The organism is Pseudomonas sp. LBUM1674, assembly GCF_059695635.1.
On sequence record NZ_CP166779.1, the window covers coordinates 5,414,998 to 5,440,039 of the forward strand.

23 protein-coding genes are annotated in these 25,042 nt (G+C 60.0%); 10 read left to right on the forward strand and 13 right to left on the reverse strand.

What is annotated here, in order from left to right:
• Nucleotides 1–34 precede the first annotated feature (34 nt).
• From araD1 to ACA067_RS24810, 4 genes are all read right to left on the reverse strand, one after another.
• Entirely contained in the window at nucleotides 35–1,030 is a 996-nt protein-coding gene (araD1, locus tag ACA067_RS24795; protein ID WP_497458922.1) for an AraD1 family protein, read from the reverse strand.
• A 54-nt stretch (nucleotides 1,031–1,084) separates the two neighbouring features.
• A complete protein-coding gene (locus ACA067_RS24800) occupies nucleotides 1,085–2,260 on the reverse strand; it encodes an L-rhamnonate dehydratase (protein WP_497458923.1) in 1,176 nt (391 codons plus the stop codon).
• A gap of 291 nt (nucleotides 2,261–2,551) precedes the next feature.
• Nucleotides 2,552–3,556: a 4-hydroxythreonine-4-phosphate dehydrogenase PdxA gene (locus tag ACA067_RS24805; protein ID WP_497458924.1), complete on the reverse strand. Its 1,005-nt coding sequence runs from the start codon at nucleotides 3,554–3,556 to the stop codon at nucleotides 2,552–2,554.
• A complete protein-coding gene (locus ACA067_RS24810) occupies nucleotides 3,553–4,509 on the reverse strand; it encodes an amidohydrolase family protein (RefSeq protein WP_497458925.1) in 957 nt (318 codons plus the stop codon). The genes ACA067_RS24805 and ACA067_RS24810 overlap by 4 nt, the downstream gene beginning before the upstream one ends.
• Nucleotides 4,510–4,985: 476 nt before the next feature.
• Here ACA067_RS24810 and ACA067_RS24815 point away from each other — a divergent pair, with 476 nt between their 5' ends.
• The 4 genes from ACA067_RS24815 to ACA067_RS24830 all read left to right on the forward strand — a co-directional run bounded on the left by ACA067_RS24815 (nucleotide 4,986) and on the right by ACA067_RS24830 (nucleotide 9,123).
• Nucleotides 4,986–5,999, forward strand: a complete 1,014-nt coding sequence (locus tag ACA067_RS24815) for a Bug family tripartite tricarboxylate transporter substrate binding protein (protein WP_497458926.1) — start codon at nucleotides 4,986–4,988, stop codon at nucleotides 5,997–5,999.
• A gap of 53 nt (nucleotides 6,000–6,052) precedes the next feature.
• A complete protein-coding gene (locus tag ACA067_RS24820; RefSeq protein WP_497458927.1) occupies nucleotides 6,053–6,586 on the forward strand; it encodes a tripartite tricarboxylate transporter TctB family protein in 534 nt (177 codons plus the stop codon).
• A complete protein-coding gene (locus ACA067_RS24825) occupies nucleotides 6,583–8,112 on the forward strand; it encodes a tripartite tricarboxylate transporter permease (RefSeq protein ID WP_497458928.1) in 1,530 nt (509 codons plus the stop codon). Before ACA067_RS24820 ends, ACA067_RS24825 begins: the two co-directional genes overlap by 4 nt.
• A 69-nt stretch (nucleotides 8,113–8,181) precedes the next feature.
• Nucleotides 8,182–9,123: a LysR family transcriptional regulator gene (locus tag ACA067_RS24830; RefSeq protein WP_497458929.1), complete on the forward strand. Its 942-nt coding sequence runs from the start codon at nucleotides 8,182–8,184 to the stop codon at nucleotides 9,121–9,123.
• A 39-nt stretch (nucleotides 9,124–9,162) separates the two neighbouring features.
• Here the strand turns inward: ACA067_RS24830 and ACA067_RS24835 are convergent, their stop codons facing one another.
• From ACA067_RS24835 to cysK, 3 genes are all read right to left on the reverse strand, one after another.
• Nucleotides 9,163–10,026, reverse strand: coding sequence for a DMT family transporter (locus ACA067_RS24835; protein ID WP_497458930.1), 864 nt, complete (start codon nucleotides 10,024–10,026; stop codon nucleotides 9,163–9,165).
• Nucleotides 10,027–10,529: 503 nt separating this feature from the next.
• Complete coding sequence (locus ACA067_RS24840; protein WP_497458931.1) at nucleotides 10,530–11,468, reverse strand: aspartyl/asparaginyl beta-hydroxylase domain-containing protein; 939 nt, start codon at nucleotides 11,466–11,468, stop codon at nucleotides 10,530–10,532.
• Nucleotides 11,469–11,695: 227 nt separating this feature from the next.
• Nucleotides 11,696–12,670, reverse strand: coding sequence for a cysteine synthase A (gene cysK, locus ACA067_RS24845; RefSeq protein ID WP_497458932.1), 975 nt, complete (start codon nucleotides 12,668–12,670; stop codon nucleotides 11,696–11,698).
• Between the two features lie 96 nt (nucleotides 12,671–12,766).
• Between cysK and ACA067_RS24850 the strand changes: the two genes are divergently transcribed.
• The gene (locus ACA067_RS24850) at nucleotides 12,767–13,873 is read left to right on the forward strand and encodes a DUF748 domain-containing protein (RefSeq protein ID WP_497458933.1); all 1,107 of its coding nucleotides are present in this window, start codon (nucleotides 12,767–12,769) and stop codon (nucleotides 13,871–13,873) included.
• Here the strand turns inward: ACA067_RS24850 and ACA067_RS24855 are convergent.
• Together ACA067_RS24855 and ACA067_RS24860 are read right to left on the reverse strand one after the other, a co-directional pair.
• On the reverse strand, nucleotides 13,870–14,370 hold the full coding sequence (locus ACA067_RS24855; RefSeq protein WP_497458934.1) for a DUF2442 domain-containing protein: 501 nt from the start codon (nucleotides 14,368–14,370) through the stop codon (nucleotides 13,870–13,872). The genes ACA067_RS24850 and ACA067_RS24855 overlap by 4 nt on opposite strands.
• The gene (locus ACA067_RS24860) at nucleotides 14,364–14,588 is read right to left on the reverse strand and encodes a DUF4160 domain-containing protein (protein ID WP_497458935.1); all 225 of its coding nucleotides are present in this window, start codon (nucleotides 14,586–14,588) and stop codon (nucleotides 14,364–14,366) included. Before ACA067_RS24860 ends, ACA067_RS24855 begins: the two co-directional genes overlap by 7 nt.
• A 203-nt stretch (nucleotides 14,589–14,791) precedes the next feature.
• Here ACA067_RS24860 and ACA067_RS24865 point away from each other — a divergent pair, with 203 nt between their 5' ends.
• On the forward strand, nucleotides 14,792–15,637 hold the full coding sequence (locus tag ACA067_RS24865) for an AAA family ATPase (RefSeq protein ID WP_497453509.1): 846 nt from the start codon (nucleotides 14,792–14,794) through the stop codon (nucleotides 15,635–15,637).
• A 33-nt stretch (nucleotides 15,638–15,670) separates the two neighbouring features.
• Complete coding sequence (locus ACA067_RS24870) at nucleotides 15,671–16,849, forward strand: vWA domain-containing protein (protein WP_497458936.1); 1,179 nt, start codon at nucleotides 15,671–15,673, stop codon at nucleotides 16,847–16,849.
• A gap of 135 nt (nucleotides 16,850–16,984) precedes the next feature.
• Here ACA067_RS24870 and ACA067_RS24875 read toward each other — a convergent pair whose 3' ends face one another.
• The 4 genes from ACA067_RS24875 to ACA067_RS24890 all read right to left on the reverse strand — a co-directional run bounded on the left by ACA067_RS24875 (nucleotide 16,985) and on the right by ACA067_RS24890 (nucleotide 20,723).
• The gene (locus ACA067_RS24875) at nucleotides 16,985–17,911 is read right to left on the reverse strand and encodes a 5-oxoprolinase subunit C family protein (protein ID WP_497458937.1); all 927 of its coding nucleotides are present in this window, start codon (nucleotides 17,909–17,911) and stop codon (nucleotides 16,985–16,987) included.
• On the reverse strand, nucleotides 17,908–18,612 hold the full coding sequence (locus tag ACA067_RS24880) for a 5-oxoprolinase subunit B family protein (RefSeq protein ID WP_497458938.1): 705 nt from the start codon (nucleotides 18,610–18,612) through the stop codon (nucleotides 17,908–17,910). Before ACA067_RS24880 ends, ACA067_RS24875 begins: the two co-directional genes overlap by 4 nt.
• Complete coding sequence (locus ACA067_RS24885) at nucleotides 18,609–19,361, reverse strand: 5-oxoprolinase subunit PxpA (RefSeq protein ID WP_497458939.1); 753 nt, start codon at nucleotides 19,359–19,361, stop codon at nucleotides 18,609–18,611. The genes ACA067_RS24880 and ACA067_RS24885 overlap by 4 nt, the downstream gene beginning before the upstream one ends.
• A 75-nt stretch (nucleotides 19,362–19,436) precedes the next feature.
• The gene (locus ACA067_RS24890) at nucleotides 19,437–20,723 is read right to left on the reverse strand and encodes an MFS transporter (protein ID WP_497458940.1); all 1,287 of its coding nucleotides are present in this window, start codon (nucleotides 20,721–20,723) and stop codon (nucleotides 19,437–19,439) included.
• Nucleotides 20,724–20,871: 148 nt separating this feature from the next.
• On the opposite strand from ACA067_RS24890, the gene ACA067_RS24895 reads away from it, so the two are divergent.
• The 3 genes from ACA067_RS24895 (at nucleotide 20,872) to ACA067_RS24905 (ending at nucleotide 25,036) form a co-directional block, all read left to right on the forward strand.
• Nucleotides 20,872–21,801, forward strand: a complete 930-nt coding sequence (locus ACA067_RS24895; protein ID WP_497458941.1) for a LysR family transcriptional regulator — start codon at nucleotides 20,872–20,874, stop codon at nucleotides 21,799–21,801.
• Between the two features lie 111 nt (nucleotides 21,802–21,912).
• Nucleotides 21,913–23,835: an IucA/IucC family protein gene (locus tag ACA067_RS24900; RefSeq protein ID WP_497458942.1), complete on the forward strand. Its 1,923-nt coding sequence runs from the start codon at nucleotides 21,913–21,915 to the stop codon at nucleotides 23,833–23,835.
• On the forward strand, nucleotides 23,825–25,036 hold the full coding sequence (locus tag ACA067_RS24905) for an MFS transporter (protein ID WP_497458943.1): 1,212 nt from the start codon (nucleotides 23,825–23,827) through the stop codon (nucleotides 25,034–25,036). Before ACA067_RS24900 ends, ACA067_RS24905 begins: the two co-directional genes overlap by 11 nt.
• The last annotated feature ends 6 nt before the right edge of the window (nucleotides 25,037–25,042 follow it).

The window sequence follows — 25,042 nt, forward strand, 5'->3', positions numbered from 1 at the left end:
TACAGGTTCGTCGGTGTTTCCCGATCCCTTGCTTTTAGAGCGCACGAACCTGGCCGATGGCCAACGGCTGGGCACTTTCGCCGATGCCGTTTTCCAGCGGTGCGCCGAACTCATCGAGGCTGATCTGGAAGCGATCCCCCGGCTGGGTTTTCACCCCGTCGGCAAACGACAGCGTGGCAGTGCCGAAGTAATGCACGTGGATATCGCCCGGACGCAGAAACTGCGCATATTTGAAGTGGTGGAATTCGAGGTTGGCGAGGCTGTGGCACATGTTGTCTTCGCCGCTGAGAAACTCCTTTTCCCAGATCGTTTCGCCGTTGCGTGTAATGCGGCTGGTGCCCGCCAGGTGCCTGGGCAGTTCACCAACCCGCAGCTCCGGACCGTAGGCGCAGAAGCGCAGTTTCGAATGGGCGAGGTACAGGTAATTGCGCCGCTCCATCACATGGTCGGAGAACTCGTTGCCCAGGGCAAAACCGACGCGATACGGCTGGCCGTCATCGCCAATCACATAGAGCCCGGTCAGTTCCGGTTCTTCGCCGGCATCCTCGGCAAATGGCGGCAGCGGGAAGTCCGCGCCGGGGCGCACGACGATGCTGCCGTCGCCCTTGTAGAACCATTCCGGCTGCGTACCGACTTGACCGGCTGCTGGTTTGCCGCCCTCCAGGCCCCATTTGAAAATGCGCATGGTGTCGGTCATGCCGGCTTCGACCGCACCGTCCTGCTGGTGCATCTTGTCCCGCGCCGAGGCGCTGCCCAAATGGGTCAGGCCGGTGCCGCTGATCAGGCAATGGGCCGGGTCTTCGTGGTCCAGCGGCGGCAGCACGTTGCCCTGCTGCAACAGTTGCGCGTAATCCGGGCCCGGCTCGGTGCCGCGCAAGGCGACTTCTTCTTGCAGGCTGCGCTGGGCGCGAATGGCCTCGAGTGCCAGTTCGCGGGTGCTGCGGGTGGCGCGCAATACCTGGACCTGGGAACCCTCGACGAGACCGACCTGGCGCTCCCCGGCAGTGTTTTCAAATTGAATCAGGCGCATGTCCGGCCCTCCAGAAAGTCGTGGATGGCGCCGCCCGCAGACGGCGCCTCAAGGTCACTCGATGATGTTGAAGTCGCCGAGGTACTCATCGGAGATTTCCAGGCCCAGACCCGGCGTGTTGTCGTCGAGCTGGATGTAGCCGTTGACCGGTTGTGGTTCGCCCTTGAACACGTAGTAAAAGAGTTCGTTGCCGACCTCGACGTCAAACACCGGGAAGAACTCGGCCATCGGCGAGGCGGTGGTGGACATGGTCAGGTGGTAGTTGTGCATCTGCCCGGCGTGCGGGATGACCGGCACCGACCAGGCTTCGGCCATGGCATTGATCTTGCGCGCGGCAGTGATGCCGCCGACGCGGTTGGTGTCGTACTGGATCACGTCGATGGCACGGCGTTCCAGCAGGTCCTTGAAGCCGTAGGACGTGAATTCATGCTCGCCGCCGGAGATCGGCATGATCCCCATCTTTTTCAGCTCGATGTAGCCCTCGATGTCGTCGGCGATCACCGGTTCTTCGAGCCAGCGTGGTTCGAACTCGGCGAGTTTGGGCAACATGCGACGGGCGTATTCCAGGGTCCAGCCCATGTAGCATTCGAGCATGATGTCGATGTCCGGGCCGGCCAGTTCACGCAGCGCCCGCACTTGTTCGATGTTTTTGCGCATGCCCGCCGGGCCATCTTTCGGGCCATAGCCGAAACGCATTTTCAGCGCGGTGAACCCCTGGTTCAGATAGCCCTGGGCTTCTTCGAGGAACAGGTCGAGGTTGTCGTTGGCGTAGAGCTTGGAGGCGTAGGTCCAGATTTTTTCCTTGGTCCGCCCGCCGAGCAGTTTGAACACCGGCTTGTTCACTGCCTTGCCCATGATGTCCCAGATGGCGATGTCGATCGCCGAAATCGCCGCCATGCCGATGCCTTTGCGGCCCCAGGCGTGGCTCTGGCGGTACATTTTCTGCCAGATGTATTCGTTGTCGAACGGGTCTTCGCCAATGGCGATCGGCGCCAGGTAGGTATCGATGATTTCCTTGGCCACACGCGGCGCCAGGGCGCAGTTACCGATGCCGACAAGACCGGTGTCGGTCTCGACCTCCACCACCAGCCAGCCGTGGAAACGGAACGAGCCCATGGCGTCGCCGCGCTCGAACAGGATGTCGCTGGCGTTGGTGCAGAAGTGCGCTTGCGGTGGAACGACTTTGCCCTTCCACTCGAAAACGCGGGTACGGATTGCTTTGATTTTCATGAATACAGTTCCTTGCGCTGCCGGCTTTTTGTAATTGTCGGGTCGCTGCGCGGAGCCGCTCGTGTGGGCCGGTCCGGGCATTCGATGGAGCGACTTTAGCCAGCGCCTGGGGGTGACGGATAATCACTTATGCGTATCCGGCGATAACCTGGGGTGATAGCAAAAACCGGTTATCAGGTAGATCGGGTTATCAGATCAAACAAAAAAGATCGCAGCCTTTGGCAGCTCCTACAGGTGAATGCGATCCCCTGTAGGAGCTGCCGAAGGCTGCGATCTTTTGATCTACCGCTTTTAGTAGCTGTTGGCACCCATCCGGCACGCAATCTCGAACGCCTGGCGAATCGCCCCGACATTCGCCTTGCCCTGCCCGGCGATGTCGAACGCGGTGCCGTGCGCCGGTGTGGTGATCGGGATCGGCAAGCCGCCCTGCACCGTCACGCCACGGGAGAACCCCATCAGCTTGATCGCGATCTGACCCTGGTCGTGATACATGGTCACCACTGCGTCGAACGCACTGGCATCGCCTTGAACCTTGAGGAAAATCGTATCGCCCGGATACGGTCCTTCAGCCGCAATCCCCAGCGCCTGAGCCGAGCGAACAGCCGGGCCAATGATGTCCAGCTCTTCGCGACCGAACGAACCGTTGTCGCCGTTGTGCGGATTCAACCCACACACACCGATGCGCGGCTTCTCCAGGCCGTTGCGCTTGAGCGCAGTGTCGATCAGCTGGATCGCTTCCACCACCCGCGCCTGGGTGAGCATGCCCGGCACGTCGGCCAGGGCCACGTGGGACGTCACCCGGGAAGTCCAGAGATTGTCGAGCACGTTGAATTCGCAGAACGGCCCGTGGAAATCCAGCAGCTCGGCGAACCAGTGCAGCTCGTCGCTATGGGCCATGCCGGCCATGTGCAGCGAGGTCTTGTTCAGCGGGCCGAACAGCACCGCGTCGGTGGTGCCGGCCTCGGTCAGGCGCAGGGCTTTTTCCAGGGTGTCGAGGCTGTAGCGACCACCGATGACACTGGCTTCACTGCGGGGGAATTCGCCCAGCGTGTCGCCGCGAAAGTCATAGAACAGCGGCGTGTCATCGCGAAAATCCAGCTGATCCAGGGATTCCACGCGACGGTAAGGAAACTCCGTCCCGGCAATGCGCATGCCGCGACGCATCTCCGCCTCGTCGGCAATCAGAATCACATTGGCCTGGCTGCGCACTTCGGGCTCGCCGAGCAGGCGTGCGATCAGTTCCGGGCCGATGCCCGCCGGGTCACCCAGGACCATGGCGATGGTTGTCTTGTTCATGCTTCACTCCTCAAGGGTTCTGGCCGTGTCCGGTCAATGGCGCCAGGCTCGCAACGATAAACCCGCTGCGCGTTGCTGTAGAACAGTCGCTCCTGATCGGCCAGCGGCAGATCAGCAACGATGGATTTGAAACCGTGGTAGATGTCATTGAATGAGCCGCACAGGCTGTCCACTGGAAAGTTGCTGGCGAACATCACTCGACCGGGACCGTACATCGCGATCACTTCGCGCACGATCCAGGTATTGTCCTTGGTACGCCACGCCTGTCCCGCCTGGCCGAGGCCAGAAATTTTCACTTGCACATTAGGCCATTCAGCCAGGCGCGCCATCGCCAGGCGCCAGCCGGCGAGGCCTTCAGCGCTGCGGTCACTGGGCAAGCCGGCGTGGTTGAGAATCAGCGTGGTGCCAGGAAAGTCCCGGGCCAGCCTTTCGGCTTCGTGCAGGTTCCACCACGGCGTCTGCAAATCGAAATGCAGCCCCAGCCCTTGCAGCGTGGCGTAACTGCGCCGCCAATGCTCATCACTCATCAGGCTGCGTACATGGCCAACCTGCGCGGGCGTGGACGGGCCACCGGGTTTGTGCCGAACGCTGCGCACGCACTTGAAGCGTGCCTGCTCGGCCAGCACCTCGAGGGCGTCCGGATGATCGAGCCAGGCTTGCGCGACGATCGCATTCGGTACGCCGTAGCGCGCAGCCAATTGCTCAATGAAACGGGTTTCGCCGATCGGGTCGCGCGGGTTCCATTCGGTCTCGACGTACACCGTTTTCACGACCTGATGGGGACCGGCGTCGGTGAAGTAATCGTCAGGAAAATACCGACGCTTGATCGCACTGTAATCACCGTAGCGAAACGGGATATTGGCCTCGGGCGCCAACCAGGGATGGTCATTGATCGACGGGTCCCAGAAGTGATGATGGGCGTCGATGATCGGTCCGTTCCAGAGCTCACCCATGGGGCACCTCGTCGAGGTTGATGTTCGCATGCGCCGGCGCCGCAGTCGTCGGCCGGACACCTGCGCCAGGCGAATGCGGGGAAGCACTGGGACGGGCCATGGTGCGTACCTCGATTTATTATTTTCCTGGGTGCAATTCACCGCTTGATGGCGGTACTGACGAGCACTATCGAAGGCTCAGTGATAACCGTCCAATCAAAACTTGAAATAAGGCGATAGCCTTGGGTTATGTCATGCCCTGCTTTCAGGGGGCTTCCAGAGTATTGCGCCTGTGCCGACTTTCCACTCAAATGGCTCTGGCGCAAAGCTCCTGGCGATATAGGCGATTTTACTTGTGGCGACCTATAACCCCAGGCTATCGGCGTATGTATTGTTTTGACTAGACGCGGGCCTTGCTCCTTCCCACACTCACTCCAGGCTTGCAGCTTTCAGCACCGACAAGTCACTCATAACAACTACAAAAACGAGGCCCTTCCATGCGAAATGCATTCGTCCGTCGTACGTCCCGTCTGGCTCTTGGTTGCACGCTGGTTGCCGCAGGCATCCTCCCCGCTCTGGCTCACGCCTGGCAACCGGACAAGAACGTCGAAATCGTCGTCGCTGGTGGTCCCGGTGGCGGTACCGACCAGCTCGGTCGCCTGATCCAGTCGATCATCACCACCCACAAGTTCCTCGACGTCAATACCATCGTCCTGAACAAGGGCGGCGGCAATGGCGCCGAAGCCTTTCTCGACCTGAAAATGAACAAGGGCGATCCGGAAAAACTGGTGATCGGCACCAACAACATCTACCTGTTGCCGCTGGTGTCCAAGCTCGGCTATCAATGGCAGGAACTCACCCCGGTAGCGGCCGTGGCCGAGGATGACTTTATCCTCTGGAGCTACAAGGACGCACCGTGGAAAGATGCCAAGGGCTTCTACGAAGCAGCCAAGGCTGATCCGTCGAAAATGCGCATGGGCGGTAGCCAGTCCAAGGATGTCGACCAGACCCTGACCCTGCTGCTAAACCAGACCAACAACAGCAAACTGGTGTACATCCCGTTCAAGAGCGGCAGCGAAGCCGCGACCCAACTGGCCGGCAAGCACATCGCCGCCAACGTCAACAACCCCAGCGAAAGCATCAGCCAATGGCGTGGCGACCAGGTCGAGCCGCTCTGCGTGTTCAGTAAGGAGCGCATGAGTTACACCGAGAAAGTCGCCGGCGACAAATCCTGGGCCGACGTTCCGACCTGCCACGAACAAGGCCTGGGCATCGACCAGTACCGCTTCCCGCGCACCGTGTTCATGCCCGGCGAAGTCACCGCCGAACAGCGCGCGTTCTATGTCGAATTGATGCGCAAAGTCACTGAGACCCCGGAGTTCAAGGCCTACGTCAAGCAGAACGCGTTGGTGCCGACTTTCCTCGAAGGCGAGCCGCTGACCGCCTACATTGAGAAAGACACCGCCCGCGTCACGCCGGTGTTCAAGGAAGCCGGCTGGCTGAAAAACTGAGTTGTCCGCGGCCGTCCGCCTGCGCACGGCCGTCACCTGCTGGAGGTGTTTTCATGTCCCATTCTTCGGATTCACCGGCACTGGTCGGTACCCGCTGGGTCGAACTCGGTCTGACACTCTTCACCACGCTGATCGGCGCGGTGGTGATGTTCGGCAGCGTCGAACAAGGTATCGGCTGGGGCGATTCCGGCCCCGAGCCGGGTTACTTCCCCTTTTACATCGGCCTGCTGTTGAGCGCCGCGAGTGTGGGCAACGGCGTGTTGACCCTGGTGCGCTGGAAAGCGCTGAGCATTTCATTCGTCAGCCGCAGTGCGTTCAGGCAAGTGCTGTCGGTGTTTATCCCGATTGCACTGTTCGTCGCGGCCATGCCGTTCACCGGTATCTATGTAGCTTCGGCCTGCTTCATCGCCTGGTTCATGTGGCATGACAAAACCCGCGTCAAACCTTATGGCAAGTGGATGATCGGCACTGTATCCCTCGGTGCAGTACTCGCCAGCTACCTGATTTTTGCACTGTGGTTCAAGGTCCCGCTGGATGCCGGCCCTATGGGCGACTGGATTGCCCTGGCCGGGAGACATTTCAAATGAGCGAGTTCGATTCCCTGCTGCAAGGCATGAACCTGATCCTGACCCCCGGCCATATCGGCCTGATGGTGATCGGCGTGCTGCTGGGCATTCTGGTCGGCGTATTGCCCGGCCTCGGCGCCCCCAATGGCGTAGCGTTGCTGCTGCCGCTGACGTTCACCATGTCGCCGGTGTCGGCGATCATCCTGTTGTCGTGCATGTATTGGGGCGCGCTGTTCGGCGGCTCGATCACCTCGATCCTGTTCAACATTCCCGGAGAGCCCTCATCGGTGGCGACCACCTTCGACGGCTATCCGATGGCCCGCGAAGGCCGCGCCGCCGAAGCGTTGACCGCTGCCTTCAGTTCGGCACTGATCGGCGCCCTGGCCGGGGTGTTGTTGCTGACATTCTTGTCGACAAAAATTGCCGCGTTCGCAATGTCCTTCAGTTCGCCGGAGTTCTTCGCGGTGTACCTGTTGGCGTTCTGCACCTTCATCGGCATGAGCAAGAACCCGCCGCTGAAAACCGTGGTGGCGATGATGATCGGTTTCGCCATGGCCGCGGTCGGCATGGACACTGTCTCGGGCAACCTGCGCCTGACCTTCGACCAGCCGGCCCTGATGACTGGCATCAGCTTTGAAGTGGCGGTCATCGGCCTGTTCGGCATTGGGGAAATCCTCTGCACGGTCGAGGAAGGCCTGGTATTCCGTGGCGAGCATGCACGCATCACACCGATGGTGATCCTGCGCACCTGGGCCAAGTTGCCACGTTACTGGTGGACCATTGTGCGCAGCACCCTGGTCGGTTGCTGGATGGGCATCACGCCTGGTGGGCCGACGGCGGCATCGTTCATGAGCTATAGCCTGGCGCGACGTTTCTCGAAGAACCGCGAGAACTTCGGCAAGGGTGAACTCGAAGGCGTGATCGCCCCGGAAACCGCCGACCATGCGGCCGGCACCAGCGCGCTGCTGCCCATGCTGACCCTGGGCATTCCCGGTTCGGCCACCGCAGCCGTGATGCTCGGCGGGTTGATGATCTGGGGCCTGCACCCTGGCCCGACGCTGTTCGTCGAGCAGCATGACTTCGTCTGGGGCCTGATCGCCAGCATGTACCTGGGCAACGTGGTGAGTCTGATCGTGGTGCTGGCCACCGTACCGCTGTTCGCGTCGATCCTGCGCATTCCGTTCTCGATCATTGCACCGATCATCATCATGGTCTGCGCCATCGGCGCCTACTCGGTGCACAACTCGTTCTTCGACGTGGTGCTGATGCTCGGCTTCGGTGCGCTGGGTTATCTGTTCAAGAAGCTCGGTTACCCGATTGCTCCGCTGGTATTGGCAGCCGTTTTGGGCGACAAGGCTGAAGATGCATTCCGTCAGTCGATGCTGTTCTCCGACGGTCACATCGGGATCTTCTGGTCGAACCCGTTGGTGGGCGGCCTGACCACGGCAGCGCTGCTGATGCTGTTCTGGCCGCTGATTTCCAAGGCGCTGCAAACCCTGATGGGCCTGCGCAAACCCCAGGTCGCCAAGCCTAAATCGGTGCTGTGACGCAGCAATGCTGGCAACGCCTGACATTTGTTGTCAGGCTTGCCGCAGTCCTTTTTCGCGAGTGCGGCCATGACCCGAATTCCTGTTGCCAATGTGATCCACAGTCGACTGCGTCTGCGCCAGCTACGGCTGATGCTGGCGTTGCAGGAATTCGGTTCGTTGCGCCGCGCCGCCGACCACATCGGCATGACCCAACCGGCGGCGACCAAGATGCTGCACGAAGCCGAGGACTTGCTAGGTGTGGAGCTCTTCGAGCGGCTGCCCCGGGGCATGCGTTCTACCCCATTCGGGGAAACCGTCACTTATTACGCACGCATGGTGTTCGCCGAACTCAGCGGCATGCGTGAAGAACTGGTTGCACTCGAATCCGGCAACCTTGGGCGGGTCGCGGTCGGCGCGATTCCGGCGCTGGCTTCGGGGCTATTGACCCGAACCATCGCGACCTTGAAACAAAGCCATCCACGGTTATCCATGAGCATCCAGGTCGACACCAGCGACGTGCTGGTGCAGGCGCTGTTGCAGGATCAACTGGATATCGTGCTGGGCCGGATTCCCGCAGGCGCACGGGCCGAAGAATTGCTCTTCGACAGCCTCGGCGAAGAAGCCTTGTGCGTGATTGCCGGCGCGCAAAATCCATTGGCGCAGGAGAAGCAGCTGAGCTGGGCGGAGTTGCAGAACATGACCTGGGTGCTGCAACAGCATCCAAGCCCGATGCGCGCGATCATCAATCAGGTGTTCCACAATGCGCGGGTCGATATCCCCAGCAGCATTGTCGAAACCACGTCGATCATGACCTTGCTGTCATTGATCCAGCAGACCGACATGCTCGGTGTGACACCGGTATCGGTGGTCGAGGATTATCCGGGCCGTGATCTGCTGGCGGTGCTGCCGATCAAATTCGAAGCACGGCTGCCCCCCTATGGGCTGATCACCCGGCGGCATCGCATTCAATCGTCGGCGATGCAGGCGTTCATGAATTCAGTGCGGGCGGAACATGCGCAGGCCAAGTAAAAAAGGCCCGGAGCGCATGCCCCGGGGCCTTGTTTTGCTTCAAGCGGTTTTACGGAAGACGAACACCAGGCCAACGATGATCAGCAACATGCCGAGCACGCTCAAGGCCGCCAGGCGATTGCCAAAAATCAGATAGTCCATGACCGCCGTCACCGCCGGTACCAGGTAGAAAAGACTGGTGACGTTCACCAGATTGCCCCGTGCGATCAGCCGATACAGCAGCAACGTCGCCAGCACCGACACCACCAGTCCCATCCACAACACCGGCACGATGAACCCGCTGCCGTGTTCGAAATGAAAGGGCTGGAACGGCACGAAAATCCCGCAGAGCAACAGCCCGGCGAGGTACTGCACCGGCAGCGTGCCGAGGGGATTGTCGGTGATGCGTTTCTGCATGATCGAGCCGAAGGTCATGCTCGCCAGCGCCAGCAAACCGAAGAGCATGCCGGCCAGTGACATGCCCGCCAGACCGATGCCTTGGTAAACCACCATGATCAACCCGGTCAGGCCCAGCGCCAGCCCGAACATCCGGCTCCAGGAACGCTGACGCTCCATCAGCACCACGGTGAGGATCGGTTGTACGCCCATGATGGTTGCCATCACGCCGGGCGTGACCTTCAGGTCCAGGGCCAGCAGATAGAAAATCTGATAAGCCCCCAATAACACCACGCCCGTGGCCATCGCATACAACATCGGTCTGCCGCCCTTGGGCAATTTCAGTTTGAGCAACGGCATCAACAGCACCAGCCCGCACAGCGCGATGGCGAAGCGAATCAACAGAAAAGCAAAAGGTGACGCGTGGGCCAGGCCCCATTTGGAGAAGATCGCCCCGCTGCTCCACAGCAGGACGAACAGGCTCGTGGACGCCGCCGCGAGCGCGGTTTTTTTCGAAAGGACAAACATGAATGCCACCTGTAGTCAGGCAAAAAGCCAACTCAGCCAAAGCTGAAATTCAGTAGTTTTTTCAAGCGGGCGCGGGGGAACAGCAGAGAAAAGCTGATCAGCCCGAAATGCCGACGCCTGGCGGTGATACGACTGCGCACACCGGCGTGCTACTGACAGGTGGGGGGTAATGAATGATCTGCACAGGCTGCTGATTCCCGCACGGTATGACGCCAGCGTTGACCGCTGAATCGACTACCGCGTTGATGAGGGAAGCTGGCATGGGCTGATCTTTTTTTGATGGGTGGATCGGTGGTTTGGAGAACCATCGAGCGCCGACTATAACCAGCGATGACATGCATTGCAATGACTGAACACCTGTAGGAGCGAGCTTGCTCGCGATGGTCGTTAACGATGACGCGTTCCTCCTGAATAAACACGTCGCCCTTGAGACCATCGTCGGAACGCCGCCCGGAGCAAGCTTGCTCCTACAGGGGGACCGGTGTTTTATTCAGGAATTTGCATCAACCGAACAACCAATATCCCAACAACGTCAGCACCACGACCGCCAGCACTGGCCGCAGTACGCGGTAAGCCTTGGGGTTACGACGCTTCCACTGTTTGATCGCACCACTGAACCTGTCGCTGAAGTTCTTGCTCCAGGCATAGGCCTGGTTGATCCCGCCAACACGTTCGTCATCCAGGTTCTGCGGTGCAGTCGCGCGGCCCAGAAAGCCACTGACCCAACGGTTGATTCGGGTCATGAAGCGGTTGCTCAGCGGCCGTTCGACATCGCAGAACAGGATGACCCGGGTCTTTTCCGTTTCGTTCTTGACCCAGTGCACATAGGTCTCGTCGAACATCACGTCCTCGCCATCACGCCAGGCGTAAATCTGACCGTCAACGAAGATGCGGCAATCATCGGAGTTCGGCGTCGACAGCCCCAAGTGATAACGCAGGGAGCCGGCAAACGGGTCGCGGTGCGGGTTGAGGTGACTGCCGCCTGGTAGCAAGGCGAACATGGCGCCTTTGACGTTGGGAATGCCGCTGAGCAGGGCCACGGTTTTCGGGCACAGGGTTTGCGCCGAGGGTAGCGGTTTGTCGTACCACTTGAGATAGAAACGCTTCCAGCCCTTCTTGAAAAATGAACCGAAACCGGCATCGTTGTTCTTCTCGGCGGCGCGGATGTAGCCCTCGTCAAACAGGTGCATCGCTTCGTCGCGGATGACTTCCCAGTTGTCCTTGAGTACATCCAGTTCGGGGAATTTGCCGCGGTCCAGATAGGGTCTGGACGGTACGCTGGAGAACAGGTACATCAAGGCGTTATAGGGGGCGAACAGGGCCGAGTGGTTGACGAACTGACGCAGGACCGGCAATCGCGCCTTGCCGCGCAAATGCACATAAAGAGTACTGCCCAGAAACAGCAGCAACAGCGACGCCTTCGCGGCAAGGGAAAAGGTCATCAGCAACTCCTTGATAGACGACAACTCTGCACAACGCCATTTACCCGACGTAGCAGCCGGCATGGTAAACATTACCGGCCTCGGGAAAACCCGCGTAACTCGACATTCAGTGTTGAGGAATGTGCAACAAAGCTCTTCTAACACAAGGCTCCTGAACGGGGGCTGCATGCGCCCCCCTTACACAAGATCAAAAAACAAGATCAAAAGATCGCAGCCTGCGGCAGCTCCTACGCCTGAGTCTCCTGCTCGGTAAACAGATCACTGAACAGCATGCTCGACAGGTAACGCTCGCCGGAATCGGGCAGGATCACCACGATGGTCTTGCCCTGCATTTCCGGGGTTTCCGCCAGTCGGACCGCTACAGCCATCGCCGCGCCAGAGGAGATCCCGCATAGAATCCCTTCTTCCTGCATCAAACGCAGGGCCATGGCCTTGGACTCGTCATCGCTGACCAGCTCGACCCGATCGACCATCGACAGGTCCAGGTTCTTCGGCACGAAACCGGCCCCGATACCCTGGATCTTGTGCGGACTCGGCTTGATCTCTTCACCGGCCAGCGCCTGGGTAATGACCGGCGATGACACCGGCTCCACGGCCACCGAAATGATCGGTTTGCCCTGGGTATTCTTGATATACCGCGAAACCCCGGTAATGGTTCCGCCCGTTCCGACGCCAGCCACCACTACATCGACCGCACCATCGGTATCGTCCCAGATTTCCGGGCCGGTGGTTTTCTCGTGAATGGCCGGGTTGGCCGGGTTGTCGAACTGCGCGGGCATGAAACAGGACGACGGGGCGCTGGCAACAATCTCAGCGGCTTTCTCGATCGCCCCCTTCATGCCCTTGGCCGGTTCGGTCAAGACCAGCTCGGCGCCGAGCGCCTTGAGCACTTTGCGTCGCTCGATACTCATGGAGGACGGCATGGTCAGCATCAACTTGTAACCACGCGCCGCGGCAACAAATGCGAGGCCGATACCGGTATTGCCCGAGGTCGGCTCGACGATGGTCATGCCAGCCTTGAGTTTGCCGGTGCTTTCGGCGTCCCAGATCATGTTCGCGCCGATCCGGCACTTGACCGAATAACCAGGGTTGCGCCCTTCGATCTTGGCCAGGATGGTCACGCCGCGCGGGGCGATGCGGTTGATCTGCACCAGCGGCGTATTGCCGATGGAATGGGCGTTGTCAGCGAAAATACGGCTCATGGCTGGGTCCTTGTACAGCGTTGAATAAGCCCTCCAAGGTATGCCTGTTGCCTGTGGTCGTCCAGTCAGTCGAACGTCCGGTTACAACAACAGTCAATGACTTTACATCGCCAGAGATTTGCCATCATGAAACGGAGATACCGTTGGCCGCTGTGGATCCTGGGCGGCCTGGTCGTGCTGCTGATTGCCCTGCATTTTGCCCTGCCCTACATGGTGCGCAACTACCTGAACGACAAGCTGGCGGACATGGGCGACTACCGTGGCCAGATAGTCGATGTGGACCTGGCCCTGTGGCGCGGCGCCTACAAAATCAACGGCCTGAAAATCGTCAAGGTCGACGGCAAGGTCCCGGTACCTTTCGTCAACGCGCCGCTGATCGACCTCTCCGTCAGTTGGCACTCGCTCTGGCACGACCACGCGGTGGTGGCCGAGGTGCAGTTCATCAACCCCGAAGTGAACTTCGTCGACGGCGGCGCCAACAAGCAAAACTCCCAGACCGGCCAGGGTACGGACTGGCGGGCGCAACTGGGCAAGTTGCTGCCGATCACCCTGAACGAGGTGCGCATCAACGACGGCAAGATCAGCTTTCGAAATTTCAATTCCAAACCACCCGTCAACATGAACGCCACCCAGGTCAACGCCAGTATCTATAACCTGACCAACGTGGTCGACACCGAAGGGAAACGCGACGCTCGCTTCGAAGGCAAGGCGTTGTTGCTGGGACATGCGCCATTGGAAACCACCGCAACCTTCGACCCGCTGAGCAATTTCGAAGACTTCGAATTCCGGCTGCGCGCCAGGAACATTGAACTCAAACGCATGAACGATTTCGCCTCGGCCTATGGCAAGTTCGATTTCAACGCCGGTCATGGTGATGTGGTGATTGAGGCGCAGGCCAAAAAGGCTCAATTGACGGGTTACATCAAACCGCTGCTGAAGGACGTTGACGTGTTCAACTGGCAGCAGGACGTAGAGAACAAGGACAAAGGAATATTCCGCTCCATCTGGGAGGCGATCGTCGGCGGCTCCGAAACCGTACTGAAAAATCAGGGCAAGAATCAGTTTGCAACACGCGTGGAGCTGAGCGGCAATGTGCATCGGCAGGATGTCAGCGCGTTTCAGGCTTTTTTGCAGATTTTACGCAATGGTTTCATTCAGGCATTCAATGCACGGTATGAACGGCCGAAGCCGGATGCGGGTTAGGGTTTGCGCGTGACGGTATAGCGACCGGTCTCTTCAGCCGCTCGCGCCGGGTCTCGCTGCTGCAAAAAATCCCAGCCCAGACAGGCCAGGGCCAACGATCGCGGCACTGCTTCACGGCCACTGCTGTAGCGGGTGATGCTTCGTGCACTGACGCCCAGCGCCTCGGCCGCCTGATTGAGCGGTAACCCGGTGCGAGCGCGCCAATCGATGAAAATCCGGGTGTTTTCGTCCGAGGCGTTTTGTGCAAGCGCATCCAGATAGAGAGTGTCGGCGCCAATCTGGATGTCCAGCTCAGGCCACTCGACGCTCCAGCCATCATCGCCCAGGGTTGTACCTTCGAAAGCGCCGGACTCAAGCAAGGGCTGCAGGCCTGGATAGGCGCGCAGGTCACGACTCAAATCGAGGGTCAGTTGCTGACCGTCGATAAAGGTCAGCGCGAGGTGATAATCAGGCAATGCCTGCACGGCCGACAGCCGCGGTCGTTTCATGGTTAACATCGTTTCCAGTCCTCCAGCAATTGCACTTGATGAGCCCTGATCCACTCCAGCGCTTCCTTGATAATCAGCGGCGGCGCCTTGCCCATCATCACTTCGACGGTTTCCAGGCTCAACATCACATCCAGCCCGCCACCGGTAAGGTGGACATGGGGCGGCGGATGATCCTTCTCGCGCAACTGGATGCGGTACTTGTCGCGAAATCGATATTTAGTAGACATGCCGGGCAGGCTATAGCCAAAATGGCGATAGCTCAATACTGGCCCGCCGCCGAGACTGAGTCAAGATGTGACGCCCCATTCAGAGACTGAATAAGCCGTCTGCGTTCACAGTGGACCGGGCACCGCGTTATAGTCGGGTACTACACATTATTGCGCCCTGCCCTGCCTCGTTCAGGTCGGCGTTAACGTTCGAGGATTAGCAGATGAAGTTCGAAGGCACCCAGGCCTACGTTGCCACCGATGACCTGAAGCTGGCGGTCAACGCCGCCATTACCCTGGAGCGTCCACTGCTGGTCAAGGGCGAACCGGGCACCGGCAAGACCATGCTCGCCGAGCAACTGGCCGAGTCCTTCGGCGCCAAGCTCATCACCTGGCACATCAAGTCCACCACCAAGGCGCATCAGGGCCTGTACGAGTACGACGCCGTCAGCCGCCTGCGCGATTCGCAGCTGGGCACGGAAAGGGTCCACGACGTTCGCAACTACCTGAAAAAGGGCAAGCTCTGGGAGGCTTTCGAGGCCGAAGAGCGGGTGATCCTGCTGATCGACGAGATCGACAAGGCCGATATCGAGTTCCCCAACGACCTGCTGCAAGAACTCGACAAGATGGAGTTCTACGTTTACGAGATCGACGAGACCATCAAGGCCAAGAAGCGCCCGATCATCATCATTACCTCCAACAACGAGAAAGAACTGCCGGACGCCTTCCTGCGCCGCTGCTTCTTCCACTACATCGCCTTCCCGGATCGCGTCACAATGCAGCGGATCGTCGACGTGCACTATCCGAACATCAAGAAGGACCTGGTCAGCGAAGCGCTGGACGTGTTCTTCGACGTGCGCAAGGTGCCGGGCCTGAAGAAGAAGCCGTCGACCTCCGAACTGGTGGACTGGCTGAAGCTGCTGATGGCCGACAACATCGGCGAAGCGGTGCTGCGCGAGCGCGATCCGACCAAGGCCATTCCACCGCTGGCCGGTGCCCTGGTGAAGAACGAGCAGGACGTGCAGTTGCTTGAGCGTCTGGCGTTCATGAGCCGTCGCGGCACTCGCTGACCCCTCTGTTTAACAAGATAGAGGGCGATAGCCATGCTGCTCAACCTGTTCAATGAAATGCGCGCAGCCAAGGTCCCGGTCTCGGTGCGCGAGCTGCTGGACCTGATCAACGCGCTGAAACAGCGCGTGACCTTCGCCGACATGGACGAGTTCTATTACCTGTCCCGGGCGATCCTGGTGAAGGACGAAAAGCATTTCGACAAGTTCGACCGGGCGTTCGGTGCCTACTTCAATGGCCTGGAAAAACTCGACGATCACCTTCAGGCCTTGATCCCGGAAGACTGGTTGCGCAAGGAATTCGAACGCTCCCTGAGCGATGAAGAGCGCGCGCAGATCCAGTCCCTCGGCGGTCTGGACAAGTTGATCGAAGAATTCAAGAAGCGCCTGGAAGAACAGAAGGAGCGCCATGCCGGTGGCAACAAATGGATCGGCACCGGCGGCACCAGCCCGTTCGGCTCCGGCGGCTTCAACCCGGAGGGCATTCGGGTTGGCGATGCCGGCAAGCGCCAGGGCAAGGCGGTCAAGGTCTGGGATCAGCGCGAGTACAAGAACCTCGACGACTCGGTGGAACTGGGCACGCGCAATATCAAGGTCGCTTTGCGTCGGCTGCGCAAATTCGCTCGTCAGGGTGCGGCGGAAGAGCTGGACATCGATGGCACCATCGACCACACCGCACGCGATGCCGGGCTGCTGAACATCCAGATGCGGCCGGAGCGACGCAACACCGTCAAATTGTTGCTGTTGTTCGACATCGGCGGCTCGATGGACGCCCATGTGAAGATCTGCGAGGAATTATTCTCGGCCTGCAAGACCGAGTTCAAGCACCTGGAGTACTTTTACTTCCACAACTTCATTTATGAATCGGTGTGGAAGAACAACATGCGCCGAACCTCCGAGCGCACCTCGACCCAGGATTTGCTGCACAAGTACGGCGCCGACTACAAAGTGATCTTCATCGGCGACGCCGCCATGGCGCCCTACGAAATTACCCAGGCCGGCGGTAGCGTCGAACACTGGAACGAAGAAGCCGGTTACCTGTGGATGCAGCGTTTCAAGGAGAAGTACAAGAAACTTATCTGGATCAACCCGTATCCGAAAGATACGTGGGGGTATACGTCGTCGACCAACATTGTGCGGGAACTGATTGACGACCAGATGTACCCGCTGACGTTGCGGGGGCTTGAAGAGGCGATGCGGTTTCTTTCCAAATAGAAATGTATTGCTTGTAAGGGCCCCTTCGCGAGCAAGCCCGCTCCCACAATTGATCTCCTGTGAACACAAAATTTTGTGAACACTGAGGTCAACTGTGGGAGCGAGCTTGCTCCGGGCGGCGATCCGACGAAGCTTTTAGCGGTTGACGAATCGCCGCAGATACTCGACCTGCTCCCGATGCGCCACCTCCTGCACCACCGGCCGCAACCGCACCTGCGTCCCCGGCAAACACTGCGCCAGCCGCGCCAACGCCAACGGCGTCAACGCCCCCAACCGCGGATACCCGCCGATGGTCTGTCGATCATTGAGCAACACGATCGGCTGCCCGTCCGGCGGCACCTGGACCGCGCCCAGCGGGATGCCTTCGGAAATCATAGGTTTGCCCTGGTATTCCAACGCCACCCCCAACAAGCGAATGCCCATGCGATCGGCGCGGCTGTCGAGAGTCCAGGCACGGTTGAACGCATCGAACAGACTTTGCCCGCTGAACTCACCGATCTGCGCACCGAGCACCAGGTCCAGCGGCGCAGCGAGATTCAGATCCGGTCGCTGGTCCGTCGGCAATTCGCGCAACAGCATCAGCGAGTTCCCCGAATAGTTCAACGACTGCCCCTTGGCCAGCGGGCGCCCCATACCCTCCAGACCGCCGAGTTCTTCGCGCACCACCGTCGACCGACTGCCCAGGACCTCGGGCGCTTCGAATCCCCCCGGCGCCGCCAGATAGGCCCGCGCCCCGAGTAACGGCTGGGTGAATTGCAGCCGTTGACCTTTATGCAACCTGAAACTACGCCACGGCGCCAACACCTCGCCATCGATTTGCGCCCCCAGATCCGCGCCACCCAGGGCCAGCACACAATCCTCCTCGGCCAGCACGCTGAAACCGCCGAGGGTAACCTCGATCACCGGCGCATCCAGCCGGTTACCCAGCAACCAGTTGGCCCAGGACATCGATCGCCAATCCAGCGCTCCGCCCTGGGTCACCCCCAGATGCCGCACACCGAAACGGCCAGCGTCCTGCAACAGGCACAGCGGTGTACTCGCTTCTATTGATAGACGGCTCATGCCTGCGCCTCCAGTGGCGTGTCGTCACCGCCCAGGTTGATGAACTCGGCATGACTGACGGCTTCAAAGCGCACGGTGTCGCCCGGTTGCATCAGGCTGTAGCCGTCGCGCTCGCGGTCGAACAATTTGGCCGGGGTCCGGCCGATCAGGTTCCAGCCACCCGGCGAAACCACGGGGTAAGCTGCCGTCTGGCGTTCGGCGATGCCGACACTGCCGGCAGCGACCTTTTTACGCGGAGTGTCCAGGCGCGGTGCGGCCAGCGCTTCTTCCACCAGGCCCATGAAGGCGAACCCCGGTGCGAAACCCAACGCGAACACCTGATACTCGCGTTCGCTATGGCGGCGGATCACTTCATCGACCGCCAATCCGCTGCGCTGCGACAACAGGCTCAACTCCGGACCGACACTCAAGTCGTACCAGACCGGCAGCACATGACATTTGCCAGGGGTGCGGGCGTTGGGCGACAGATCGATCAAGGCTTCGGCAATCAGCTCCCGGGCCTGGGCCGGGCTCAGTGAAGTCAGATCGTAATGCACCATGATCGTTGTGTAAGACGGCACCAGATCGATCAGGTGCCCGGCGAACGCCGCGCGAAGACCTTCGCTGGCCGCGAGCATCCACGGCATGTTGGCCTCGGCAATCTCATCGAACAGACGCACCATCAGGCAGTCCAGCGCCACCACTTCCACGCGCGGTTTCATGATGCGCTCTGCTGATCGAGTGCTTCGCGAATACGTCGCACGGCGGCCACCGAACTGGCGTTGTCGCCGTGCACGCATAGGGTGTTGGCCTGCAAGTGCAAGGCGCTGCCATCGCTGGCGACAAGATTGCCGCCACGGGCGATGGTCAGCGCCTGTTCAATGATTGTTTCCGGATCGTGATGCACAGCGCCGGGCAGTTGTCGCGAGACCAACATGCCCGCGCTGTCGTAGGCGCGATCGGCGAAGGCTTCGAACCACAGGGTCACACCGTATTCATCGCCAAGCTGTTGCGCGGCGCTGTTGTCACGAGTCGCCATCAGCATCAACGGCAGGCTGCGGTCATAGGCTGCCACCGCCTGGAGCACTGCGCGCAATTGCGCCGGGTTGGCCATCATGTCGTTGTACATCGCGCCGTGCGGTTTGACGTAACTCACCCGCCCGCCCTGAGCCCGGCAAATGCCGTCGAGAGCGCCGATCTGGTAATGCACAATGTCCTGAAGCTCCTGGGCCGTGTAGGCCATGGAACGGCGGCCAAAGCCGACCAGATCCTGATACGCCGGATGTGCGCCGATCTGCACGCCGTTGCTCAAGGCCAGGCTGACGGTCTTGCGCATGATGCTCGGGTCGCCGGCGTGGAAGCCGCAGGCGATGTTGGCGCAATCGATGAAGGGCATGACCTCGGCGTCCAGACCCATGGTCCAGTTGCCGAAACTCTCGCCGATGTCGCAGTTCAATAGCAGGCGGCTCACGGTGAACACTCCTGTAGGTTTTATTCTTTTAGCTGTAGGCATTTGCCCGCAGATTATCAGTTGCTGGGCATTAAGTTATTGGGCTTCGAGTTGCTTGCCACGGGTTTCCGGCAAGCTCAGGGCCGCAAGGATCACTACCCCGTAGGACACCGCCGCAAAAGCACCGATTCCCACGCTCAATGGCACCTTCTGGCTCATCAAGCCGATCAACAGCGGGAACAACGCCGCCAACGCCCGGCCGATGTTGTAGCAAAAGCCCTGACCCGAACCGCGAATCCGCGTTGGAAACAGCTCGGTCAAAAACGCGCCCATGCCGCTGAAGATCCCCGAGGCGAAGAAGCCCAGAGGAAAGCCTAGCCAGAGCATCACGCCATTGCTGACTGGCAATTGGGTGTAGAGCAGAACAATGGTGAACGAGCCAACCGCGAACAGAATGAAGTTCTTTTTACGCCCGAGGATGTCAGTCAAATACGCGCTGATGACGTAACCGACGTAGGAACCGACGATCACCATCGCCAGATAACCGCCCGTACCGAGTACGCTCAAACCGCGTTCATTCTTCAGAAAGGTCGGCAACCAGGAGGTGATCGCGTAGTAACCGCCCAGAGCACCGGTGGTCAGCACCGACGCGCGAATCGTGGTGAAAAGGATGCCGGGCGCGAATATCTCGTAGAATTTTGCCGGGTTGCCGGGTTCTTGCTTAGCCTTGGCCTCGCGATAGATTTCCGGGTCCTTGACCAGTCGGCGGACGAAGATCACAAAAATCGCCGGTACGATGCCAAGGAGGAACAGAGCGCGCCAGGCGTCTTCCGGGGGCAGCACCGAGAACAGCAGCGCATACAAAATCGCCGTCAGTCCCCAACCCAATGCCCAGCCGGATTGCACCATGCCCACCGCCTTGCCACGGTCCTTGGCGCGAATCACTTCACCCATCAGCACCGCGCCGGCGGTCCATTCGCCGCCGAAACCGAAGCCCATCAGCGTGCGGCTGATCAGCAGTTGTTCGTAGTTCTGGGCGAAGCCGCAGAGGAAGGTGAAGAAGGCAAACCACAGCACGGTGAGTTGCAAGGTGCGTACGCGACCGATGCGGTCGGAGAGAATCCCCGCCACCCAACCGCCAATGGCCGAGGCGATCAGGGTGCTGGTGTGAATCAACCCGGCCTCGCCGGTGGTGATGCCCCACATCGCAATCAGGGTCGGCACCACGAAGCTGAGCATCTGTGTGTCCATGCCGTCCAGGCCATAGCCGATCTTGCAACTCCAGAAGGTGCGGCGTTCCTGCTTGTTGATGTTGCGGTACCAGTCGAAAGGTCCCGGGCGAACCGTGGCTTTGGGGATGTCGAGCGTGTCGGGCGCACTCATGGCAAATCTCCGCGCTAATTTTTATTGGTATTGTTCTGAGCCCCGACGACGCCTATCGTGGGAACCGGATGGCCTGATTTTTGGGCTGCCGGCCCTGCTGCGTCCAACTAATAAAAACCCGCTCTAGGCATAAGAAAAATTTGATCCTATGAACCTGAAGTTTCTCGAGACCTTTGTCTGGGTCGCCCGACTCAAGAGTTTTCGCCTGACGGCAGACAAGCTCTTCACCACCCAGGCGTCAATTTCCAGCCGCATTGCCGTGCTCGAAGGCGAGCTCGGGGTGAAGCTGTTCCTGCGCGATTCACGTGGCGTGAGCCTGACGCCCGAAGGCTTGAAAGTGCTCGAGTACGCCGAGCAAATGATGGACACCATGCAATCCCTCAAGCAGTCGATCGAAACCCGTTCGAGCAAGGTCGGACGGGTTCGCATTGGCGTGATGGACACGGTCATCCATACCTGGTTGAGCCCGTTGGTGGCGCAAATGATGGATCACTATCCGCTGGTAGAAATCGAGTTAGTGGCCGATACCGCGCTCAACCTCTGCGATCAGCTGCAAAAAGGCTTTCTCGATCTGATCCTGCAAACCGACCTGTTGCGTCAGGAAAGCGTGCGCAGCCTTGAGCTGGCCAGTCACCCGATGGGCTGGATTGTGGCGACTAACTCGATCTACAACCGCGAGTATTCAGGGATTGCCGACCTGGCGCGGGAACGGATCATTACCTATTCGAAAAACTCCCATCCGCATCAGGAGATTCTCGCCCTGATGCAAGCCAACGGCATCATGACGCCACGGTTGAACTGCGTGAACTCGGTATCGGCGATCACCCGGTTGCTGCGGGACGGTTTCGGTATTGGCGCGCTGCCGCCGGTGCTGGTAGCCGAGGAACTGGCGCGGGGGAAATTGACCTTGCTGGCCATCGATCAACGGCCACCGAATTTGCAGGTGGTGGTGTCGTGGCGGGTTGGCGTGGAGTGGGTCGAAGAAATCGTGACGTTGTGTCAGCAAGTCGTGGAGCGCTATGCGCAGAAAGTGGGCGAGCACTACATCGTTTTGAGCAAACCCATGGCCAGAATCTGAAGGACATTTCCCAAGTTTTAAATATGAACCACTATCATTTGCATTATTTTTTCAGGACGGTATTCTCTGCGCGCTTTCAGCTAACCAACTGTCCAGAAGGAATCGGACTTGATGCGCGCCTACACGCAAAAACAGCAGCAATTGCTCGCTCACTGGAGCGGAGCCCTCGGCACTGAGGCTTTCCAGTCCCACCGCATCACCCTCGATCATTTGAGCAATGCGCTGGAGCCCGCCGCCCAGCGCTGCTTCCAACGCCTGATCCAGGCCCTGTTTCGTGAAGGTCTGATCAACCCTGACGCTTGCGAATACGACGACAATGGCCATTGCTCGCTGCCACTTGGCGATGGCGCGCATCTTTGCTTCGAGCACTTGTCCGGCGGAAGAATGAATAGCTGGGACGTACGCGGCAGCATCGTCCTGCACACCCCCGACAGACTGCCCCAAAAAATCCAGTTGCCCAGCGAATTGCTCGCTCACCTCAGCACTCAGCTCAACCCGCCAGCCTCACCGCAGGTACTGGAACGTCTGGCCCTGGAACTGGATGACAGCTTCAACAACGACACCCTGTGCCTGGCGTTTCACCATGGATGGACCGAGCGCCTGAGAGAGCAGATCGACACCGAGTACGACAACAACCTGCTCGCTTGGCTCAAAGCCGGCACCAGCCACCAGAACCCTACGTCATTGCTCGAACAGTGGGGCACTCTCGGCCATCCGTGGCACCCGAACTACAAGACCAAACTGGGCCTGAGCGCCGCTCAGGTCATCGCTTTCTCGCCAGAATTCGAAGCGAGTTTTCCGATCGTGCTGTGCGCCCTGCACCGCCAGTACGCACACGTCGAAGCGCTGGCTGGCACCGCCGATTACTGGGACTGGTGGCAAGGTCACTTCCCACAGGCCGCCGAGCAATTGCAACGCCACTTGCGGCAGCTGGGTCTGGAAGCAAAGGACTACCTCCCGCTCCCGTCGCACCCATGGCAAGCCCATGAAGAGCTGCCACATTCGTTCGCCAACGAGATCGCCGACAACCTGCTGATCGTCACTGACATCGTTGCTTTTACCGGCCATCCGACCATGTCCTTCCGCACGGTCCTGCCGGAGGCCAGTCGCGTGGCGCCGATGGTCAAACTGCCGGTGGCTCTGCGACTGACCAGCGTGCAGCGCACCGTGTCGCCGCGCTCGGCCCGGATGGGGCCGCGCATCAGCCAACTGATACTGAATATTCTCGCTCAGGAGCCGCAGATTCAGCGTCTGCTGAACATCGTTCCAGAGCGCATCGGCGTGCACTACGCACCACTACCGGCCGATGACGAGCGCTCCCGGCATGCTGCCGTGCTGTATCGCGACAACCCGCTTACCCTCCTGCAAGAAGGCGAGTTGGCGGTGCCGGTCGGCAGCCTGTTTGCCGTCAACGAATTCGAACAACCGTTGCTGCGTGATTGGGTAAGACTGGCTCAGGGCAGTGACGACAGCAAGGCCATGTTGGCGTTCTTCGATGATTACCTGTCGATTGCCGTACCGAGTCTGTTGGGCATTTACCTGATGTATGGCGTGGCGTTCGAAGCGCATCAGCAAAACAGTTTCATGGTGATGGGCGCTGACGGGCAGTTGAATCGGCTGCTGTTGCGTGATTTCGGCGACGTTCGTATCGATCGCAAAACCCTGCACGCCAAGGGCCTGGATATCCAGCTGCACGATCCGAAAATGACCCTGTATGACGACGCAGGCTTTGTCCGCGACAAACTCCTTCACACCACGTTCATGTGCCACCTCGGTGAGCTGACGTTGCTCTGTGCCCGCCACTGGAATGTGCCGGAAACTATCCTTTGGGAGCGATTGGCATCACACGTCGCACAGTGCTTCGAGACCTTGCGCGAGCGCGTTGAACCGGCACGTTGGGAAAGCGAGCGCCAGGCCTTGCTGGAACAGGATTGGCCCGCCAAATCGTTCATGCGCATGCGCTTGCTCGACAGTCATGCCGACATCGTCGGACGCCTGAGCAACCCGCTGCGACCCAACACCCATGCTCGCTGACGGTCGCGCCTTGCGACTGCTGATCATCATCCAGTTTGTCTCCATGGGCGCAATGGAAATGAGCGGCCCGTTCTGGCCCTTGCAGATCCAGCATCTGCTCGGGCCGGAGGGCGCCGGCTATACCGCGCTGTTATCGGCGCTGGTCTATGCCGGTCCGATGCTGGCGGCCATGCTCCTGACGCCCCTGTGGGGCCGGCTGGGCGATCGCACCGGGCACAAGCCGATGATTGTTCGGGCATTGCTGGCACTCGCACTGTGCCAAGGGTTGGCAGCCATCACCCTCGACCCGTGGTTGCTGGTGGGTATTCGCGTGATGCAAGGCGCATTGGCCGGTTTTCTCGCTGCCGCGCAAGCCTATGCCTTGGCCTGCTGCGACAGTTCCAGACGTGGTCACACCCTGGCCCGCCTGCAATCGGCAACCGCCGTCGGCTCATTGATCGGCCCAATGCTGGGTGGCTGGCTGATGGACGTCTCGGGGTTTGCCCTGCTCTGTTATGGCGCGACGGCGATTTGCCTGCTGTGCGCACTGGGGAGTTTTTTCCTGCCGGCCGACAAGGCTCGGACCTCGAAGAAAAAAGCCGTTGAACCGGTGGCCCTGCCCAAAGGCTGGCTCGGTGGAATCCTGTTGGTGATCGTGTTGATTCAGGCCGCGAAGATGATGCCGCAGTCATTCTACGCGCTGTACGTCGCGAACATTCTGCATGCCCCAAGCTGGCTGATCGGCGCCACCTACGCGGCGAGCGCCGCGACCCTGGCCATTTCCGCACCGCTGTGGGGACGCCTGTTCGACCGCTGGCAGCCGGCCTACACCTTGCGCGTCATCGAAGGCGTGGCCTGGCTGTGTGCCCTGACGCTGGCGGCCACGGCATTGGCCAACGAATGGCTGGGGTTTCTCGTCAGCCGACTCGTCTGGGGCATCTGGCAAGGTGCCCTGCTGCCCGTTGCCTATGCCCTGATCGCCAACTCCATTTGCATAAACCAGCAGGGCTTCGCGCTCGGCCTCGGCAACAGCGCGGCAAAGGCTGGCGCTCTGCTCGGTGTCGTCCTTGGCGGGATCGGCATGGGCCTGGTCGGCCTGGCTCACAGTTTCTGGCTGGTGGCGCTGACCTACGCCATAGCCGCCATCGGAATCCGCTGGGTGCGCTCGTTCAACTCCGCGCCTGACCGCTCGACCTTATCGCCCCACACTTATCACAACTAAAAAAGA

Bases quoted from the DNA above. Each gene is read 5' to 3' on its own strand.
- araD1 (WP_497458922.1), bottom strand. From the start codon at position 1,030: ATGCGCCTGATTCAATTTGAAAACACTGCCGGGGAGCGCCAGGTCGGT.
- ACA067_RS24800 (WP_497458923.1), bottom strand. From the start codon at position 2,260: ATGAAAATCAAAGCAATCCGTACCCGCGTTTTCGAGTGGAAGGGCAAA.
- ACA067_RS24805 (WP_497458924.1), bottom strand. From the start codon at position 3,556: ATGAACAAGACAACCATCGCCATGGTCCTGGGTGACCCGGCGGGCATC.
- ACA067_RS24810 (WP_497458925.1), bottom strand. From the start codon at position 4,509: ATGGGTGAGCTCTGGAACGGACCGATCATCGACGCCCATCATCACTTC.
- ACA067_RS24815 (WP_497458926.1), top strand. From the start codon at position 4,986: ATGCGAAATGCATTCGTCCGTCGTACGTCCCGTCTGGCTCTTGGTTGC.
- ACA067_RS24820 (WP_497458927.1), top strand. From the start codon at position 6,053: ATGTCCCATTCTTCGGATTCACCGGCACTGGTCGGTACCCGCTGGGTC.
- ACA067_RS24825 (WP_497458928.1), top strand. From the start codon at position 6,583: ATGAGCGAGTTCGATTCCCTGCTGCAAGGCATGAACCTGATCCTGACC.
- ACA067_RS24830 (WP_497458929.1), top strand. From the start codon at position 8,182: ATGACCCGAATTCCTGTTGCCAATGTGATCCACAGTCGACTGCGTCTG.
- ACA067_RS24835 (WP_497458930.1), bottom strand. From the start codon at position 10,026: ATGTTTGTCCTTTCGAAAAAAACCGCGCTCGCGGCGGCGTCCACGAGC.
- ACA067_RS24840 (WP_497458931.1), bottom strand. From the start codon at position 11,468: ATGACCTTTTCCCTTGCCGCGAAGGCGTCGCTGTTGCTGCTGTTTCTG.
- cysK (WP_497458932.1), bottom strand. From the start codon at position 12,670: ATGAGCCGTATTTTCGCTGACAACGCCCATTCCATCGGCAATACGCCG.
- ACA067_RS24850 (WP_497458933.1), top strand. From the start codon at position 12,767: ATGACTTTACATCGCCAGAGATTTGCCATCATGAAACGGAGATACCGT.
- ACA067_RS24855 (WP_497458934.1), bottom strand. From the start codon at position 14,370: ATGTTAACCATGAAACGACCGCGGCTGTCGGCCGTGCAGGCATTGCCT.
- ACA067_RS24860 (WP_497458935.1), bottom strand. From the start codon at position 14,588: ATGTCTACTAAATATCGATTTCGCGACAAGTACCGCATCCAGTTGCGC.
- ACA067_RS24865 (WP_497453509.1), top strand. From the start codon at position 14,792: ATGAAGTTCGAAGGCACCCAGGCCTACGTTGCCACCGATGACCTGAAG.
- ACA067_RS24870 (WP_497458936.1), top strand. From the start codon at position 15,671: ATGCTGCTCAACCTGTTCAATGAAATGCGCGCAGCCAAGGTCCCGGTC.
- ACA067_RS24875 (WP_497458937.1), bottom strand. From the start codon at position 17,911: ATGAGCCGTCTATCAATAGAAGCGAGTACACCGCTGTGCCTGTTGCAG.
- ACA067_RS24880 (WP_497458938.1), bottom strand. From the start codon at position 18,612: ATGAAACCGCGCGTGGAAGTGGTGGCGCTGGACTGCCTGATGGTGCGT.
- ACA067_RS24890 (WP_497458940.1), bottom strand. From the start codon at position 20,723: ATGAGTGCGCCCGACACGCTCGACATCCCCAAAGCCACGGTTCGCCCG.
- ACA067_RS24895 (WP_497458941.1), top strand. From the start codon at position 20,872: ATGAACCTGAAGTTTCTCGAGACCTTTGTCTGGGTCGCCCGACTCAAG.
- ACA067_RS24900 (WP_497458942.1), top strand. From the start codon at position 21,913: ATGCGCGCCTACACGCAAAAACAGCAGCAATTGCTCGCTCACTGGAGC.
- ACA067_RS24905 (WP_497458943.1), top strand. From the start codon at position 23,825: ATGCTCGCTGACGGTCGCGCCTTGCGACTGCTGATCATCATCCAGTTT.